Raw genomic sequence first — 14,430 nt, forward strand, 5'->3', positions numbered from 1 at the left:
ATGTAAGTCTATAGTCGTATTTTTATTTAAGCCTATGAATAAGTGTTGACTTAAAAAAGTGGACAGTTATGATGACTTTTCCAACCGTAATTTCCTTACATAAATATAAAAAGCGCTTTAAGGAATTTAAACTCCTTAAAACGCTACTGTGTATTCAGCCTTTATAATAAAAATATAGTAATGTAAATATTATTGCTGGAACAAAAGTGACAACATATATTCCCGATAGGATATACATTCTTTGCTTTGTGCTTTTCGTATAATTTTTATCATTTGGATTCATTCCAATATAGATTGTAGCAATAAGTGCAGCAATACAAATGAGTGCACTAATAATAATTAGTGGTAGGTAATTCATACATATCCCCCAAACATATATAAAAACTAACGCTATTATACTTTATCATAGAAGCTTTTACTAGTAAAAGGCTATAAATTCTAACTTTATTTAAGGGACGTGAGGGAACTCTAAGGCAAAATCATAGGGAACTGAAAAAGGTTGGTCTTTAACCTTGTCAGTTCCCTCCATAAAAACATTTTCATCATTTAGCGAGTTAATTATTGTTGATATGGAATTCCTAGTAGGTCAGGTACTGTTACAAATTCAACTCCTTGTTCTTGTAACGATGGAATGATCTGTCTTAAAGCCTCTATTGTATTTGTTCTGTCTCCTTCCCATTCAGCACCATCGTGCATCAAAATAATGGCCCCAGGATGCGTATTACTGAGTACGGTATACGCAATCTCATCTGCTGGATCCTCTTGCCAATCTAGCGAATCGACCGACCAAGCTACAACTGAGTAATTCATTTCTCCAATTTTTTGAACAAACTCATCATCAAGAAAACCATATGGTGCACGAAACAAACTCGTTCTATAGCCTATTATTTCAGCCAATACATTTTCTGTCTCGGTTATTTCTCTCTCAAGTGTATCAATATTTTCATCGACTAAGTTTGGATGCCAATATGTATGGTTTCCAATGATGTGCCCTTCCTCCGCAGTCCGCTGGACAATTTCTGGATATGCCTCTGCTCTAGCTCCCATTACAAAAAATGTAGCAGGCACGTTAAATTCACTTAGGACATCCAAAACCTGCTCTGTGTATCTAGGATCAGGACCATCATCAAACGTAAGTGCAACACGGTTATCTCCTGAATCACCTTGTAAGACTACAATATTCGGATAACGCTGTTGTAATAATATATTTGATACAGGTTGACGAATCCTTTCTGTTTCAGGGCCTCCTTCAGGGTTGGGTATGTCTTCATTTTGTCTATCTTTGTTCCACCACCATACTGGTTCGGCTACCTTCTCAAACTCTGCGTGAGCATAAATAAACGGTAGTAAACTGAAAAACATCATCGCTATTAACGTCACTCGCAAAATACCATATCCCATAAACTACACTCCTCTTTCATCACGTTTTTCCTTCTTCGTAAAAGCTTCGGATATTACTCAAGCTTATTTTTAAATTAAACTAATTTTTTTATTCTACAAATTCTGAAATAGGTGTTATAGAAAAATTTAAAAATAAACGAATAATATTAGAACGACAAATTGTCTTTTAGAATACAATATTGGAAGAGGGTGTGGTGAAAGTGACAGCAAAAGACAATGAAAAAAATCAAGAAGGTAATGTGGAAGCAACGTTGGAACTTATTAGAATCATTCATCGAAACCTTGGAATAATAACCGCCATTTTATTATTAACTGGGCAAATAACTATAATGGGTGTATTTGTTACTCCGAGAGGATTTAGAGTAACAATGGCTGGTCCGATTACTGGATCGAGAAGAATAGAAAGCAAAACAGGAAATCCGTTAGTTAACTTGACGATAGATGTTATTGACATTTTAATAGCAAAGCAACTATTACAAGATAAATTTTTTATAACTGGGAGTGCATTAACACCATTCGGGTTTACTATTAATGCAGGTGGACCTCTTTTAGGGGTTGAAAGAATGGTACCTAAAGTGCCTTCATTATTTCATGATCTAGATAACTTTAATATGCTCGTTGCCAAGTTGTTAAACTTCGATCCAAGTATTGCAAATAAATACCAAAGGAAGTGAGTGAAATGCATTTAACTGATCTGCCCACTACTCGTCCATCAAAGACATTAGGCTTTATCATCGGAATATCGCTAATTTTATTTATATACTTTTTTACCGAATTTGAGGATTTGCCTGAACCAGATTCAAATTGAAGGTCCAATATTCCCCTCCTGTATCGAATAGTATTCATTTGACAATAATAAATATGGAGGTGGTATATATGTCAAGTCCATATTTATGTCCAAGCTGTAAAACGAATCGGTCCCGATTTAATATTATTGAACAAGTTGCTACACCAGTAAAAATGGACCCACTAACAGGGGAAGTCGTCAACACGTACACGAACGACAATTTAGACGCCTTCCATACAGCTTATCAAGGACCAGTTAATAAAGTACAATGTGGATCATGTGGTCTTATCGAGGATGAAAAATCATTTGTAAAGTTTGCAGAGCATAACCCTAGAAAAAGTTGATAAAAATGCTCGTTCTATAATATGAGCAAACTTTAAGGTGATGTGAGAACCCACGTCCCATGATACTTGGGCGTTTTATTATCATTTAAGACGAATATAAATAAAAAACATTTAACTAGCTAGCCGAAGCTTGTTAAATGTTTTTATTTTACTGGGCGCTTAGAATTCCCTTAGAGGAAATTTAAAAACTTAGCAAAACCCTTTTTCTTTATTTTTTTTCACGCCATCCCATGTTCCTACCGTAATATATTTCATCCATTTCTAACTGAAGTCGTTCAGTAATTTCTTTTTCTTGTTCACTCGTTAGATGTTCTTTTTTATAGCCAAATAAATAATTATTTATGTCAAAATCCTTAATTCTACATTTCGTATGAAAAATATTCTCTTGATATATATTGACGTCAATCATATCATATTGTTCTTTCACTTCTTCAGGAATATAATTTTGGATCGAACTAATATCATGGTCAATAAAAAGCTTATGTCCACTTATGTCTCTTGTAAATCCCCGAACACGATAATCCATCGTCATAATATCTGTGTCAAACGAGTGAATCATGTAGTTTAACGCTTTTAAGGGTGAAATTTCTCCACAAGTAGCTACATCGATATCAGCCCTAAACGTACTAATCCCTTCATCTGGATGATACTCAGGATAAGTATGAACAGTTATGTGACTTTTATCTAACTGCATGACAACCGAATCAGGCAGCGGTCCTGGAGATTCATCAAAAGAATCTGTCGGTACTTCCACTACTGGACCTTCTGAAACTAATACCGTCACACTTGCACCTTGTGGTACGTAATCTTGTTTGGCTACGTTTAAAACATGTGCTCCGATAATCTCGGCAACATTTTTCAAAATTTTCGTCAACCGCTCTGCACTATACTGTTCATCAATGTATTCTATATATGCTTCCCTTTCTTCTTTCGTTCTCGTATAGCATATATCATACATATTAAAGCTTAATGATTTCGTTAAGTTGTTAAATTCATGTAATTGAATACGCTGTTCATGCGTTAAACTCACTTTTGATCCCCCTCTTTGAGTAAACACTTTCTGTACAGTTTATATTTATGCTACCCATTTATTTATAAATAAAAACAAATTTAAATAAAGAAAAAGGCCGTTCTCGCTATAGCGTAGAACAACCTTGAACATTGAATTAAACTTTAAATTTTCTCACTTCATTTAATAATTCTTCAGCCATACTAGATAACGTTTCAGCAGATGCAGAGATTTCCTCCATAGAGGCCATTTGTTCTTCTGTTGACGCTGCGACATTTTGAGAATAGCTTGCTGACTCCTCAGCAATTTTTGCTGCTTCCTCAATAAATGTTTGCATTTTATTTGTTCCTTCCGTATTTTCTTTAACAGCACGTAAAATTTGGGCAATTTGCGTTGTCAAATCGTTTACAGACAACGATATTGTTTCAAACTCGTTTCCAGCGTCATTCACTAAAGTTAAACCACCTTCTACAGACTCTCTACCTTCTCCCATCATAGTAACAGAGCGATCAATATCTTCTTGAATGTAGTGAATTAAATGTCTAATCTCCTCTGCAGATTTATTGGATTGTTCAGCTAACTTTCTTACCTCGTCTGCAACGACAGCAAAGCCTCTGCCGTGCTCGCCAGCACGAGCAGCCTCTATTGCTGCATTTAATGCTAATAAGTTTGTTTGTTCTGCAACATCTGTAATTAATGATATAATCGAACCTATTTCTTTTGATTTATCTCCCAATTGTTGCACTACATCTGATATTTCAGCAGTTTTCGAATTGATTTTATCCATTTGTTTCATAGCTTTTTCTATTACGACCTTACCGTTATTAGACTTATCACCAGCATCATTCGCAAAGCTACTAACCAATTCCACACTCTCAGTGATCTGTTTCATACCTACAGCAATATCTTTTACTACTTCCTTTGCTGCACCTGTACTTTGCACTTGTGTCTCAGCACCTGTAGCAACTGATTGAATAGATCCCGTAATTGTTGTCGTTGCTTTCGTAGTTTCATCCGCACTACTTGATAATTGTTCAGAAGATGCAGCTACTTGATCAGTATTAGACGCAATTTGTGCTACCATTTTTCTAAAGTTATTTGTCATATTCCTAAAAGATTCATTTAAAACATAAATCTCGTCACGACTTTTCACTGTAAGAGAATCAACTGTTAAGTCACCATCTGCTAACCTTTCAGAGATTTGGGCTAGCTTCACAATTGGCTTCGAAATCATAGTTGAAATAATAAATCCACCAACAATAGCTATCACAAGTGCTACAGCACTTATTATTAAAATAAGTATCATCGCTGTTGCTGATTCAGCTGTTGTTTGTTCACTATGTTCTGCTACAATCTCATTTAATAAATCATTTAACTGTTGTGACTCATTTATCATTCTATTTTCTAATAGAACTAAGTCTCGGTTAGATGTATCACTACTCCCCATACCATTAGTCGTTATATCTTCAACTTGGTTACTATAACTATTATTTAAGTTTTGCAAGATTGTGAGACTGTCTGTTACTTCTTCGACCGTGCTTAGCTCTAACCCATTATTTATTAACTCACTTCCAATTTGACTTAATTCAGTAACACGGTCTAAATCTTCTATATCACCATTTAAAAAGTATCCACGAAAATGACTCGTTTGTTGACTAATATTTGATTCAATTGAAGATGAGACACTTCTTATTTCCATTACATTATTTATTAAGTAATCATAAGATTGATTTGTATTCCTCATACTAGTAAACGAAACAACACTCCCAATACTAAAAATAATACAAATTAATATAAAACTTGATAGTAATTTTGTTCTTAATTTGGCGTTCCATGTAAAGGTAAATCTCTTAAAAAAGCTTTTCATGATGTAATCCCTCTCTTATGTTGTGAGTAATTATGTATTTTTACAAAAAAAAACTATCCTAAAAAAAGAATAGCCAAAAAGTGTCTTGGTAGTCTGGCGGTCTTTGCAATGCGTTAGCTTTAGACCCATGACTTTGCGTCCTATCCTTTCGAAATAGTTTGCCTTTATCAAAATTATGATATAAAGTATTTCTAGTAATATAGTAACGAAAAACGATACCTCTAACAACATTTTTTTACAAAAAAATATAAAAAAACTTAAATTAATACAAATATCGACATTTGATATATTGTTTCAATTGTTGTATGAGAAAGGATGTAACACATGAAATATTCCATGATTGTACTTGATTTAGATGACACATTATTACTTGAAGACTTAACTATTGGCAACCACACTAAAAAAGCTTTAATGAAAGCGCAAGAGCTTGGAGTCAAAGTAGTATTAGCATCTGGTAGACCAACATTTGCTATGCAACATTTAGTGAAAGAATTATCTCTCGACAAGTATGGGAGTTACATTTTACCGTTTAATGGTGCAAAGATAATCAATTGTAAAACAGACGATTCTTTATTTAGTAGTACGTTAAACCCGAAAACAGTTCACCACTTATATGAACTTAGTCAAAGAGAAAATGTTTTTATTCACTCGTATATAGGAGATACTATTATTACAGATAAGAACAATGAATACACAGAGATTGAGGCTAAAATTACCGGGTTACCTATTAAGGAAGTATCCAGTTTTATCGATACAATCCAAGAGCCAGTTGTAAAAGTATTAATGTGCCATGCCCCTGAAAAGCTCGTTAAAGTCGAAAATAAGTTAAAAGAAGAATTAGGTGATTCACTCAGCATTTTTCGATCTAAGCCTTATTTCCTTGAGTTTATAGAGCCGGGGGTAACGAAAGGATCTAGTCTAGAAAAATTAATTAATCACTTAGGCATAAATCGTAGTGAAATAATTGCTGTTGGTGACAGCTATAACGATTTAGAAATGATTAAATTTGCTGGTCTAGGTGTGGCGATGGGGAATGCGCCAGAAGATATAAAGGAAATAGCTGATTATGTTACGGACACAAATATAAATGAAGGCGTTGCATCAGTTGTAGAAAAATATATTTTAAATACATTGTAAAAATAAGGATGTATCATGAGGTAATCAGTCACCTTGTGATACATCCTTATATTTTTGTAAAAAGTGGTATCTTAAAAGCGCAATTTTTTTCTATTGAATTTATCTTAAAGCAATAGCGGGTCCACCGTAGTAACGTAAAAGCCCACTATAAGTAGGTTCTTATAATGGGCTTTTGGCAAGTGAAAACATTGCAATTTCTTTTATAACTTATAAAACAGCTTCATCAAGTCTTTTGTATTAAATCTTAAATTTACTAACTTCATCCTGTAGCTCTTCAGCCATACTAGAAAGTGTTTCAGCAGATGCAGAAATTTCCTGCATCGATGCCATTTGTTCTTCAGCAGATGCTGCAACATTTTGCGCGTAGCTAGCTGAATCAGTTGCTATATCTGATGCCTCTTCTATATAAACTCTCATTGTTTCAGCATCTGAAGTGCTCTCCTTCACTGCTTGTAAAACATGATAAATATGATCAGTTATTCCATTAATTGATTTGGAAATTGTTTTAAATTCTGTCCCCGCATTATTTACCAAAGTTAAACCGTCTTCTACAGATGTACGGCCTTGCCCCATCATAGAAACAGATTTATCTATATCTTCTTGTATGACATGAATCAAACTACTAATCTCCGAAGCAGATTTATTAGATTGTTCAGCAAGTTTTCGTACTTCATCAGCCACAACAGCAAAACCTCTACCGTGTTCTCCAGCACGTGCAGCTTCAATTGCTGCATTCAATGCTAATAAATTAGTCTGTTCAGCAACGTCTGTTATAAGTGTAATAATAGAATCGATTTGCTTTGATTTATCTCCTAAGTTTTTAATGACATGAGATATTTCAGATGTTTTCGCATCTATGGCCTGCATTTGCTTTATAGCTTTTTCAACAACACCAACACCATTATTAGACTTTTCTCCTGCTTCATTCGCAATATTTGTAACAACTTCCACACTACTTGATATGTTCTGAATACTTTCTGTCATGTCCGCTACAACTTGTTTGGCCGAATCTGTACTCTTCATTTGAGTATCTGCTCCAGAAGCCACAGATTGCATCGATTCAGTGATCGTGGAGGTAGCTTTACTCGTTTCTTCTGCACTACTCGTTAACTGCTGAGAAGATGCAGCAACTTGTTCAGTATTCATAGCAATTTTTGAAAGCATGTTTCTTAAGTTATTGCTCATCTCAATAAAAGATTCATTTAAATCATAGATTTCATCCCGGCTTTTTATCTTAAGTGGTTCAACTGTTAAATCACCAGCTGCAAGCTTTTTTGACATATTTGCAATTTTAATAATTGGTTTTGTAATAATAGTGGCAATAAATATTCCACCAATGACTGCGAAAATTAAAGCAGCAGCACTGATCGTTAAGACTAATGTCATCGCCATGGCAGTTTCTTGCTCTGACTCTACCCTTCTCTCTTCTACAATTTCATTTAAAAATACGGTTAAATCAGCTGCATAACCACGCAAGTTATTTTCCATCGGTAAAATATTCCTATTTGCATAGTCAATACGTCCTGAACTCATCGACCTTACTTGTAGTGCTGTATTTAAGTAGCTTTTATTTAAAGTATCAAGTGCATTTAATTGTTGTTTTGTTTCCTCCAGCGTACTTAATTCCATTGCCTCTTCTACAAGTTCACTAACATGATTGTTAATCATTGTCATTTGATCCATTTCTGACTCTTCCTCTGTTAGTAAATAACCACGAAAATGACTACTTTGCTGATTGACACTTGACTCAATTTCACTCGTTATATTTCGAATTTCAATTACTTGGTTGATCAAGTAATCGTATGATTGCGTTGATTTCTGCATGTTAAAGTAAGATATCCCACTTCCTATACTAAAAATAAAGCAAATAAATAAAAAACTAGCTAGTAATTTAAATTTTAGATTAAAGCTTCTCTTTACTTTTAGTTTCTTTGGTAACTTCCATTTCTTTTTTTGACCAACTTTAAAAATATTTTTCAATGTCATCTCTCCTATCTGTCATTCTACCCTTAGAAATAAAAAAACTATTCGTCATTTTTAGAATAGTCAAAATTTTAAAATGTAGTTTTCACATGAACAACTTTTGTAATTGATCACAAAACCGTTTATGTTTCTAACCTTTTAAATTATTTGACTTTTTTAAAAATGATGAATTAGCAACAAATTATAGCATAAAAATAATATTACTGGATAAAGTTACATAAAACAACATAATTCTGTTAATTATGATGAAAAGTACTATTTTTTTTAATAGAGATTGCTCTTATAAAAAAAGAGATCCCTCTCAAAGAAAGTATTGAGAGAGACTGTAGTTATTATAATTGATAATAATTAAACCAAGCAATTAAACGATCATATCTATCCTTTTGATGTAAAGGGCGACTTAAGCCATGGAATTCGTCAGGATACCTGATCATAATTGCTTCTTTCTTTAACCTTTTTAACGCTGTAAAAAATTCTTCTGTTTGCGATGGTGCTACCCGCATGTCATTCTCACCATGCATTAACATGACAGGAGTCTTTACTTTTTCTACATGTCCAAGTGGCGAGTGTTTCATTAAATGAGGATAATCGTTCCAAGGCTGACCTCCATATTCAAATTCATCAGCCAAAGTTATATCCGACGTACCGTATCCACTAACGAGGTTAGTGACACTTGCACCAGCACAGATCGCTTTAAATCGGTCGGTCTGTGTTGCGATCCAACACGACATATAGCCACCATATGACCATCCATGTACAAACATTTTTTTCTCATTTACGAATCCTTTGGCTAATATTTTGTCAATTCCATTCATTATATCTATATAATCAAGATTCCCCCAATTTTTATCGATACTACAACTAAATTTTTGACCATATGTTTCGCTTCCTCTTGGATTAGTATAATAAACAATGTACCCTTGCGCAGCTAGTAATTGTGCAAGAAACATAAACGTAGGTCCATATGCTGCATGTGGTCCACCATGTATCAGTAAAACAAGAGGATATTTACTTGTTTTCTTAAAGTGACTAGGATAAATAATCCAAGCATCTATATCTACATTCCCGCTAGTTTTATAAGTTGTTTTTTCCCATTGACTAAACGTGACTTCTTGTAAAATTTTATCATTACTATTTGTAATTTGACTTAAATCATCATCAATTAAAAGATATAGTTCCTGAGGTGTTGTAGGATTACTTACTGACAAAATTACATTCTTTTCGTTTGTATACATGCTTGATATAGATTGCTTTTCGCTACTCAGCAATGGACTTATTTCAAATGATGGAAGCCTTAGCTCATATAATGAGCCTGCACCTTTATCTGATATAATAAATAATAGTCTATCCTCTTGCCACCCTACATTTGCTCCCCCTTTAAAGCCAACATCTGAAGGTTGACCACCAATTGGTCTATCCAGTTGTCTTGTGATGTTTTGAGCGTCACGTTCGGTAAGTGGACCTTGTTTGATTTCTCTACTAATGTTATTCGTAAATTCTTCAACTTGTAATACCCATAGATCGTTTGTTGTGGAAGCACCCTCCATATTGTTATGGCCACTAAAACTAACAAATTTTCCACATGGAGACCAATTCGGACTACTCGTAGGACCAGGTGCATCATATAATAAATAGTTTTTCTTTGTCTTTAAGTGGATAATCCATAAATCATTTTTTTGTTCATAATCCGCTTCCTTTGACTTTCTAGCACAAACGACTAAATACTCATTATTAGGTGATAAGCTAGGAGCACTATAGTCATAATCATCTGTAGTAATTTGTATTCCTTGCGCTTTAAAGTTTGGTGTTATTTGATTTGGTACAGCCGTAATAAATACATGATTGTTTCCATGGCCAAAATACCCTTGTCCATCAAAACGATATGTGAAACGACTTATGACCTTTACTTCATTTTTCTTTTTTTCTTTCTCTTTATCTTTCTCATCTTTTGTTTTATGTTTATTGCTCTCAATAGCCTTTAGTCTATCATAATCATAATCTGGAGCTCCAGGATAAGGTGTCCAAGCTTCATGATAATCATTAAAAACATTAGCCGAGTACAGAATATTACTACTATCTGATGTCCAAATGAGCGGTCCCATAACAGCTTCCTCTGTTTTTATACAGTACGGCTCTCCACCGTCCATTGGAAGGATCCATATTTGACTTTTTTCACTACGCGTTGAAATAAAAGCAAGCTTTTCTCCGTCTGGAGATAGCTTAGGGTTATTATCTTTGTCAGAGTATGTCAGTTGCTTTTTTTCACCTGACACTAAGTCCATTAAATAAATATTTGATCTCATTTCATCCTTCTCTTTATCAAGTTCTTGAATGACATATATTAATTTATTATTATCATTCGTTAACTGTGGATTTCCTGTAGATTTGAAACGATATAAATCGTTTGTATGTAGTGTCCTTTTCACATTCCATCCTCCTCAATACGTTTTTTGATTTTTAAGTAAACATCGTTAAATGTTTAATGTCTATATATTAGGTTAAAGAGTTACATGTTGTATATAATGATTAAGAGTATATATAGTATCGAAAGGATGAATTGTTATGAATGATATAGTAGTCTCTTTACGAAAGAAAGTGAAAGAACATGCTCCACTTATACATAATATAACAAATGTAGTAGTAACAAATTTTACTGCAAACGGTTTATACGCCATAGGTGCTTCCCCTGTAATGGCATACGCAAAGGAAGAAGTTGCAGATATGGCTAGTATTGCTCAAGCCCTTGTTTTAAATATTGGAACATTAACAGCGGAGGATGTAGAGGCGATGTTTATTGCTGGCCAAGCCGCGAATAAAAACAATGTTCCTATTGTTTTAGATCCTGTAGGTGTTGGTGCTACCTCCTATCGTACCGAAACTGCAAAAGCACTCTTAGAAAAAATAGATATACAGGTCGTTCGCGGAAATGCAGGAGAAATCGCCAACTTAATTGATGAAAATGTTGAAATGAAGGGTGTAGATTCTAATGTTCAGATCAACAATCTCGTTGATTTAGCAAAAAAAGCAGCCGTAAAATTAAAAACTGTAATAGTGTTAACCGGAAAAACCGACATAGTAACAGACGGTGTGACATACTATCAAATTCAAAACGGCGATGAACTGCTTACTAAAGTAACAGGAACAGGCTGCTTGTTAAGTGCTGTAGTTGCCTCTTTCATCACACAAAGTAATAATATTCTCGAAGCGTCTGCAGCTGCTGTATGTTTTTATGGATCTGCGGCTGAAGTTGCTGCTAGTGCTTCATTAAACAAAGGTCCAGGTCATTTTCAACTACACTTCCTAGATTACCTTTACACGATAACAGATGAAAAAATAAAAGAGTTAGTAAAGTTAGAAAAATCGATTGATTAACTAACAAATATGTGATTCCACAAGAATTAGCTTCTCTAGCATTATCTACAAAGAGAAATATTTTTTTCCTAAAGAAGAACTCAAAAGGTGAAAAGTAGAGGGAACTGAAAAATTCAGTATTTAACTATTTTAACCACTCAAAGCAATGAAGTGAGTCGTTGCAACCTTTTAAAAGACTACTATGAGTGGGTAATTTCTCATAGTAGTCATGCAATCTTTTGATTCACCCTCATGTCTATTCGTCTGCAATTGTATTTGGAAATAACAATGACATATTTAATGCTCTATCTGCTGTTTCTTTATGGTTTGTGTGAGCTTCAATTTCTTTATTTATTTTTTTTATATCTTCTTGGATGATATTTATTTCCTCAATTAGTAAATGATCACTTGCTAATTTGTGCTCTAACATTTGTTTCGTCTCATTTAAAATATATAGTTTCTCTATCTTCTCGAAGTAGGAGTCATTTTTACCGTTTTCTTTGCTTTTCATTTTTTCCCTCTCCATTAAGGTCTGATTCTATTTGTCTAGGATGTGGGGTATCATGTAATATATCGTTTAATGAAGATTTTTTCTTCCTTCTTTTCACTTCTTCTTCGCTCGTATTCAAATTTACACACTCCTTTACCCCTTTGAACCTGGCCCATTTTTAGGTCGATTATGATTACTCCTTGAATATTGCTCTTTAACGTCAGGCATGCTTTCTTCTGGTGTTTGATTATTTGTTACTGCTGCATTTCGTTGTCCTTTACGTTTTCTCATCTTCATTCACCTTCTAACAATTATTCATTTCTGAACATTTAAACCTATATAAATACAATTATCTTTTCGTATTACTTTTTTTTGCCTTTTCGTGACCTTCACTTATTATTTCACCTGCTCGTGCATCATCTGGAGACTTTCCTAAAGGATTAACACTTTGTGCTGCAGGTATATCAGGATTTCCACTTCTATGTGCTTTTTGTTTACCCAATTTTAATTCACCTCCTACAGTATCTATAATATAACCCTACATAGGACATATTATTTAGCTTAGTTTAGGTAGTCTGCTATAACCATCGTTATCTCTTCTTCTATCATTTTTGCTTTTTTACTATTTGTTATGTCATTCGTAATAATTGAAAAGATAATCGATTCTTCCCCCTTTGTCTCTAAATAGCCTGATAATGATGATACTGAGGTCAGTGTACCCGTTTTCGCTTTGACTTTCCCCTTCATTCGGCTATTGGTGAACCTATCCTTTAATGTTCCTCCTAAGTATTTACTATCATGACCACTAATCGGAAGAGAGCTTTTAAATAATGGGAACCAATGTTCCTTTTTGATCTCATAAAGTAATTTTGTAATATCATTTGTAGATATAGCATTGACATGTGATATACCTGATCCGTCTCTTATAATCGTATTTTCAGTTTTCATATCATAATGGGCTAGCGCTTCTTGTAAAGCTCGAAGTCCACATTCCCAACTTCCGTCACCATATTTGAACTTCCCCATCTCTTTCGTTATCGATTCCCCTAAAACGTTATCACTATATTTCATAAACGGGAATAACAGTTCAGAAAGTGGGCTTGAATGATGGACAGTAAACAGCTTTGCTTCCTTTGGAGTATCTCCTAATGTAACATTTCCTAAATGTCGAATTTCTTCTTTTTTCAAATACTCACTAAATAAATGTAAAACATAGTTTGTAGGCTCCCAAACTGACATTAATTTTTCAATTTTTTTTTCCGTCTGATTGATATGTCCATTTATATAGATTTGATTTGTACCATGTTTTTTCTTAATTGAAATATTATTCCTTTCACTATCTGTAACAGTAATTGATTCATTAATAACTTCAACATATTCAGTATCTGGAACGGTTTTAATCACTGCCGGTTGTCCGATCTGTTCATTCGGCATAATCTCAATTATGATTGTTCCGCCTTCTACGTTTTTCTTTGGAGCTACCGTTAGCGCTGAAATTGGTGCACCATATCCGTACATTTCATCACTCCAAGGCATATCGATTGGATGTCTTATTGAATCAAACCAACTATCATCTGCCACAATATCTCCAAATATGTACTTAATCCCTTGTTGTTTAAGCTCACTAACTAGCTTTTCTATGTCAGTTGGTAATAAGGTGGCATCACCTTTACCTTTAATGTAAACATTACCTTTAAGCAATTGCCATCGTGTATTACCATCAATCAGAAGCTCTGTTGTAAAATGATAATTTGGACCTAACAGCTCTAAGGCTGCAATGGACGTTAAAATTTTCATATTAGAAGCTGGTGTTAGAAGCTGATTAACATTTTGTTCATAGAGCAGTTCTCCAGTTTGAAATGACCGCACACTAACGCCTATTTTGCCATGATTGATATCACTATGATGAATAATTAATTCATCCAAGTCTTCCTTTAATGCCAATGTGTCTAATGCTGCTGCTTCAGAGTACGGAATGAAAATTAAATATAACAAAATAATGGATAATAGTAGACACATACTTTTTAAGTATAGAGATTGCACCATTGGACGCCCTTTCAT

The 14,430-nt window shown here is 34.1% G+C and carries 16 protein-coding genes and 1 riboswitch; of the genes, 5 read left to right on the forward strand and 11 right to left on the reverse strand.

The features are described 5' to 3' along the window. Positions 1–154: 154 nt before the first annotated feature. Both BCELL_RS11585 and BCELL_RS11590 read right to left on the reverse strand, forming a co-directional pair. A complete protein-coding gene (locus BCELL_RS11585) occupies positions 155–358 on the reverse strand; it encodes a hypothetical protein (RefSeq protein ID WP_013488931.1) in 204 nt (67 codons plus the stop codon). A gap of 200 nt (positions 359–558) precedes the next feature. Continuing rightward, positions 559–1,401 (reverse strand): polysaccharide deacetylase family protein, encoded by an 843-nt coding sequence (locus BCELL_RS11590; protein WP_013488932.1) that lies wholly within the window; start codon positions 1,399–1,401, stop codon positions 559–561. A 200-nt stretch (positions 1,402–1,601) separates the two neighbouring features. Between BCELL_RS11590 and BCELL_RS11595 the strand changes: the two genes are divergently transcribed. From BCELL_RS11595 to BCELL_RS11600, 3 genes are all read left to right on the forward strand, one after another. Beyond that, on the forward strand, positions 1,602–2,075 hold the full coding sequence (locus BCELL_RS11595; RefSeq protein ID WP_157184194.1) for a hypothetical protein: 474 nt from the start codon (positions 1,602–1,604) through the stop codon (positions 2,073–2,075). 5 nt (positions 2,076–2,080) lie between these two features. Next, positions 2,081–2,209 carry a hypothetical protein gene (locus BCELL_RS23200; protein WP_280964352.1) on the forward strand — a complete coding sequence of 43 codons (129 nt, stop codon included), beginning with the start codon at positions 2,081–2,083 and terminating at the stop codon, positions 2,207–2,209. Between the two features lie 68 nt (positions 2,210–2,277). Beyond that, the gene (locus BCELL_RS11600; protein ID WP_013488934.1) at positions 2,278–2,532 is read left to right on the forward strand and encodes a hypothetical protein; all 255 of its coding nucleotides are present in this window, start codon (positions 2,278–2,280) and stop codon (positions 2,530–2,532) included. Positions 2,533–2,740: 208 nt separating this feature from the next. Here BCELL_RS11600 and speD read toward each other — a convergent pair whose 3' ends face one another. Both speD and BCELL_RS11610 read right to left on the reverse strand, forming a co-directional pair. Next, a complete protein-coding gene (gene speD, locus BCELL_RS11605) occupies positions 2,741–3,562 on the reverse strand; it encodes an adenosylmethionine decarboxylase (protein WP_013488935.1) in 822 nt (273 codons plus the stop codon). Positions 3,563–3,698: 136 nt separating this feature from the next. Next, positions 3,699–5,408, reverse strand: a complete 1,710-nt coding sequence (locus BCELL_RS11610) for a methyl-accepting chemotaxis protein (RefSeq protein ID WP_013488936.1) — start codon at positions 5,406–5,408, stop codon at positions 3,699–3,701. Between the two features lie 84 nt (positions 5,409–5,492). After that, positions 5,493–5,581: riboswitch (cyclic di-GMP riboswitch) on the reverse strand. A 151-nt stretch (positions 5,582–5,732) separates the two neighbouring features. Here BCELL_RS11610 and BCELL_RS11615 point away from each other — a divergent pair. Beyond that, a complete protein-coding gene (locus BCELL_RS11615; RefSeq protein ID WP_013488937.1) occupies positions 5,733–6,545 on the forward strand; it encodes a Cof-type HAD-IIB family hydrolase in 813 nt (270 codons plus the stop codon). A gap of 237 nt (positions 6,546–6,782) precedes the next feature. On the opposite strand, the gene BCELL_RS21645 is transcribed toward BCELL_RS11615, so the two are convergent. Together BCELL_RS21645 and BCELL_RS11625 are read right to left on the reverse strand one after the other, a co-directional pair. Further along, positions 6,783–8,525: a HAMP domain-containing methyl-accepting chemotaxis protein gene (locus BCELL_RS21645; protein WP_013488938.1), complete on the reverse strand. Its 1,743-nt coding sequence runs from the start codon at positions 8,523–8,525 to the stop codon at positions 6,783–6,785. Positions 8,526–8,860: 335 nt separating this feature from the next. Next, on the reverse strand, positions 8,861–10,954 hold the full coding sequence (locus BCELL_RS11625; RefSeq protein ID WP_013488939.1) for a S9 family peptidase: 2,094 nt from the start codon (positions 10,952–10,954) through the stop codon (positions 8,861–8,863). Positions 10,955–11,090: 136 nt separating this feature from the next. Here BCELL_RS11625 and thiM point away from each other — a divergent pair, with 136 nt between their 5' ends. Further along, positions 11,091–11,900 carry a hydroxyethylthiazole kinase gene (gene thiM, locus BCELL_RS11630; RefSeq protein WP_013488940.1) on the forward strand — a complete coding sequence of 270 codons (810 nt, stop codon included), beginning with the start codon at positions 11,091–11,093 and terminating at the stop codon, positions 11,898–11,900. Between the two features lie 235 nt (positions 11,901–12,135). On the opposite strand, the gene BCELL_RS11635 is transcribed toward thiM, so the two are convergent. The 5 genes from BCELL_RS11635 to dacB are packed head-to-tail and all read right to left on the reverse strand — an operon-like array spanning position 12,136 to position 14,415. Continuing rightward, on the reverse strand, positions 12,136–12,390 hold the full coding sequence (locus tag BCELL_RS11635) for a hypothetical protein (protein ID WP_013488941.1): 255 nt from the start codon (positions 12,388–12,390) through the stop codon (positions 12,136–12,138). Then, the gene (locus BCELL_RS22590) at positions 12,368–12,508 is read right to left on the reverse strand and encodes a hypothetical protein (RefSeq protein WP_013488942.1); all 141 of its coding nucleotides are present in this window, start codon (positions 12,506–12,508) and stop codon (positions 12,368–12,370) included. The genes BCELL_RS11635 and BCELL_RS22590 overlap by 23 nt, the downstream gene beginning before the upstream one ends. Before the next feature lie 14 nt (positions 12,509–12,522). Further along, positions 12,523–12,660 (reverse strand): hypothetical protein, encoded by a 138-nt coding sequence (locus BCELL_RS22370; protein ID WP_013488943.1) that lies wholly within the window; start codon positions 12,658–12,660, stop codon positions 12,523–12,525. 58 nt (positions 12,661–12,718) lie between these two features. Then, complete coding sequence (locus BCELL_RS22595; protein ID WP_013488944.1) at positions 12,719–12,871, reverse strand: hypothetical protein; 153 nt, start codon at positions 12,869–12,871, stop codon at positions 12,719–12,721. Positions 12,872–12,930: 59 nt separating this feature from the next. Continuing rightward, complete coding sequence (gene dacB, locus BCELL_RS11640) at positions 12,931–14,415, reverse strand: D-alanyl-D-alanine carboxypeptidase/D-alanyl-D-alanine endopeptidase (protein ID WP_013488945.1); 1,485 nt, start codon at positions 14,413–14,415, stop codon at positions 12,931–12,933. Positions 14,416–14,430: the final 15 nt, after the last annotated feature.

Source organism: Evansella cellulosilytica DSM 2522, assembly GCF_000177235.2.
Classification (GTDB): domain Bacteria; phylum Bacillota; class Bacilli; order Bacillales; family Salisediminibacteriaceae; genus Evansella; species Evansella cellulosilytica.